This window comes from Candidatus Baltobacteraceae bacterium (assembly GCA_036559195.1).
Lineage (GTDB): Bacteria > Vulcanimicrobiota > Vulcanimicrobiia > Vulcanimicrobiales > Vulcanimicrobiaceae > JALYTZ01.
This window is the reverse complement of sequence record DATBTN010000017.1, coordinates 1-3,139: the sequence shown is the minus strand read 5'-3', so window position 1 is coordinate 3,139 and position 3,139 is coordinate 1. Positions and strand designations below refer to the sequence as shown.

Sequence of the window (3,139 nt, the reverse complement as noted above, 5' to 3'; positions counted from 1 at the left end):
TGGTTTCACCGAGCTATGCCGGCGACATCGCGCGCGCCCTTCGCGAACTGGTGCGCACCGAACGGTACGGGCTCTATCACATGGTGAATCGCGGCCCGGTCACGTGGTACGATTTTGCGCGCGAGACGCTGAGGCAAGCCGGTATCGATCACCCGATCGAACCGGTCTCGACGAACGACTGGCTCTCGACCGTGCGTCGCCCCGCCTACTCCGCACTCGCCAACACCGCCCTCGACGCGCTCGACATCCCCATGCCCGACTGGCGCGAAGGCATCGCCGGTTACCTCCGCGACAAAGCGTAGAACCCTAGGCAAGGACCCGTTGCGGTGCGATTACCCAGCATTGCGCAGCACCGCTCTTTGCGCCTTAAAGCTCCAAGAAGAGGGCGGGCGATACGTGGAATACGGCGCCTAGCTTGCGCGCCTGCGCCTTGCTTATCGCACGTTTCTCTGCCAGCACTTCAGACGCGATGCCCTTCGATGGGAAGAGTCGGCTCAGTTCCGCTTGCGTCATCTCTCGAGCGCTCATGAGTTCTCGCAGAATCTCAGCAGGCGAGGCACTCGTGAGCGCGTAGCGATCCTCCTCGAAGCGCTCGACCAGGATCGTCAGCATATCCATCAGCTCGGCCTCTTCGGGGCGAAGCCCATCACCGCGGGCCATGAACACTTCGATCTCGCGGAGCGCACGAGCATTTTCCGCCTCGGTACGAATAACACGAGGATGCTTTTCCTTGAGTAGGTCCGCATAACGGGCCTCGTCGATGGTGGTCATAGTCGCTTCCAATCGTTTTCGTCGTACTCTGCTTGCGTAAGGATTGCCCGCACGAAAATCGTTCGATGGGGGTAGTCGATGCGGGCGATCAACCGGTACGTGTTCCCCTTGATGTTAAAAACCGTCAGGTCGCCAACGATGTCTGTCGAAGGCCAGGTCTTCCGAAGTTCGGTGAGATTTTTCCATTGAGCGGCCTTGGCGATGCGACACCAGGCATCGAGCGGGCCCCCCGAATGCGGATAATCCTTCGCGAAATCCCGTAGCACCCGACGACTAATAACATGCACCTTACCACGAACGTTCTCATAATGAGAACGCCCATGTCAACCTCGCTCCTTACCCTTAAGGAGTTCGGGGCGACCGCCCGTAAGATAGACGGGCCATGGAACTTCGGATCGATCTTGGGACCGTCGCCCGGTGCCGCGATTTAGCTCGCGCTATCGCCGAGCCCGTTAACGACTTTATCGCCGGCCACTCGACCGTCGCGGTCGAGCGCTCCGTTTTGCGCCTTTTGGGTGTGGACGGCGTGGGAGCCGACGACGTGCCCATTCCCAATTTGATCGTCGACGCGCTCACGGCGGAGGAGCGGGCGGCCGGGGTGGCCATCGCCTTCGGGCGGGCGCTTGCCGAGACGGGGCTGGAGCCGTTCGTGCTGGGGCAGGCGATCGCCAACGGCACCCATCGGCTGACCGATTTCGCCGGCGTGCCCGAAGCCGCCGCGCGCGCAACCGTGGCCGCGTACGTGGAGAAATCGCTCGCGCAGATCCGCGCCCGGCGCGACGAGCGCAGCGAATTGCTCGCGCGCCTTCCGCAGCAGCCCGCGCCGCTGCTCTACGTGATCGTCGCGAGCGGCAACATTTACGAAGACCGCGCCGCCGCGGTTGCCGCCGCCGAGGCGGGCGCGCAGATTATCGCGGTGATTCGTTCCACCGGCCAATCGCTGCTGGATTTCGTGCCGTACGGCCCCACCACCGAAGGCTTCGGCGGCACGTATGCAACGCAGGCCAACTTCAACATCATGCGCACCGCGCTCGACGAAGTCTCCGAACGGCTCGGGCGCTACGTGATGCTCACGAATTACGCGAGCGGTCTCTGCATGCCGGAGATCGCGACGACGGCGGCGATCGAGCGGCTCGACATGCTGCTCAACGATTCGATGTACGGCATTCTGTTTCGCGATATCAACATGAAGCGCACGTTCATCGATCAGCACTTCAGCCGCATGCTCAACGCGTACTCCGGCATCATCATCAACACCGGCGAAGACAACTATCTCACCACCGCCGATGCCGTGGAACAAGCGCCGGCCGTGCTCGCTTCGCAGTTCATCAACGAAGAGTTCGCGCATCGTGCGGGCATGCCGGAGGGGCAGATCGGCCTCGGCGATGCGTACGAGATCAGCCCCGATTTGGAAGACGGCTTTTTGTTCCAGGTCGCGCAGGCGCAACTGGCGCGTCAGGTTTTCCCGAACGCCCCGCTCAAGTACATGCCGCCCACCAAGCATATGACCGGCGACATCTTCAAAGGGCATCTCATCGACGCGCTGTTCAATCTCACGTCGGTGATGACGCGTCAGACGATTCATCTCTGCGGCATGCTGACCGAAGCGATTCACACGCCGTTTCTCGGCGACCGCGCGCTCGCGATTGAGAACGCGCAGTATATCATGAACACGGCGCGCCATTTTGGCGACGAGATCGAGTTTAAGGCCGACGGTAAGATCGAACGCCGCGCACAGGACGTGTTGGCAAACGCGCACGCGTTGCTCGAACGAGTCGCGCAGCAAGGCTTGATGCAGGCGATCGAAGCGGCGGTCTTCGCCGACGTCTCGCGCCCGCCCGACGGCGGCCGCGGCTTCGACGGCGTATTCGAGCGCGGGGACGGGTATTGGAACCCGTTCGAGGACGCGTTGCTGCAAGCTGCGTCCTTGGACGCGGGCTCGTCCTTCGACAAGCTCAGGATGACAGCGAAGGGGGCGGGGCGGTGAACGAATGGCTTTGTCATGGTGAGCTTGTCGAACCATGCGGTGGTGGCCGATGAGTAATGTGGTGAAGCCGTATGGGGATACGGCGAACGACGGTAAGGTGCAGATGTCGTTTACGTTGCCGATCGCATGGAGCGAGGCGGCCGATGAAGCGGCGCGGCAGCTCGTTGCCAAGATGGGGTTCGGCGACGTGCAGGTGGTTGAAGGGCGCGCGATTGCGACCGGCTACTCGTTTTTTGTTGTGTACGCGAGTACGCCGCAGAGTATCGACTTCTCCACGATCTCCGCGCCTTCGGCGAAGACGCACGCGATGTCGATGGACGAGGTCGACGAGCTGATTCGCGAGCGTCTCGGCCGGAAGATTCGCATTGCGGGCGCGTGCAT

At 62.2% G+C, this 3,139-nt stretch carries 4 protein-coding genes; 3 read left to right on the top strand and 1 reads right to left on the bottom strand.

Translation table 11 applies throughout. The features are described from left to right. Positions 1-302, top strand: a 302-nt coding sequence (locus tag VIG32_01950; GenBank protein ID HEY8296773.1) for a sugar nucleotide-binding protein, incomplete at its 5' end; no start/stop codon positions are given. A gap of 64 nt (positions 303-366) precedes the next feature. On the opposite strand, the gene VIG32_01945 is transcribed toward VIG32_01950, so the two are convergent. Next, a complete protein-coding gene (locus VIG32_01945; GenBank protein ID HEY8296772.1) occupies positions 367-771 on the bottom strand; it encodes a hypothetical protein in 405 nt (134 codons plus the stop codon). Positions 772-1,153: 382 nt separating this feature from the next. On the opposite strand from VIG32_01945, the gene VIG32_01940 reads away from it, so the two are divergent. Beyond that, complete coding sequence (locus VIG32_01940) at positions 1,154-2,758, top strand: lysine 5,6-aminomutase subunit alpha (protein HEY8296771.1); 1,605 nt, start codon at positions 1,154-1,156, stop codon at positions 2,756-2,758. Positions 2,759-2,819: 61 nt separating this feature from the next. Beyond that, a partial coding sequence (locus VIG32_01935; protein HEY8296770.1) for an OAM dimerization domain-containing protein occupies positions 2,820-3,139 on the top strand: 320 nt, incomplete at its 3' end.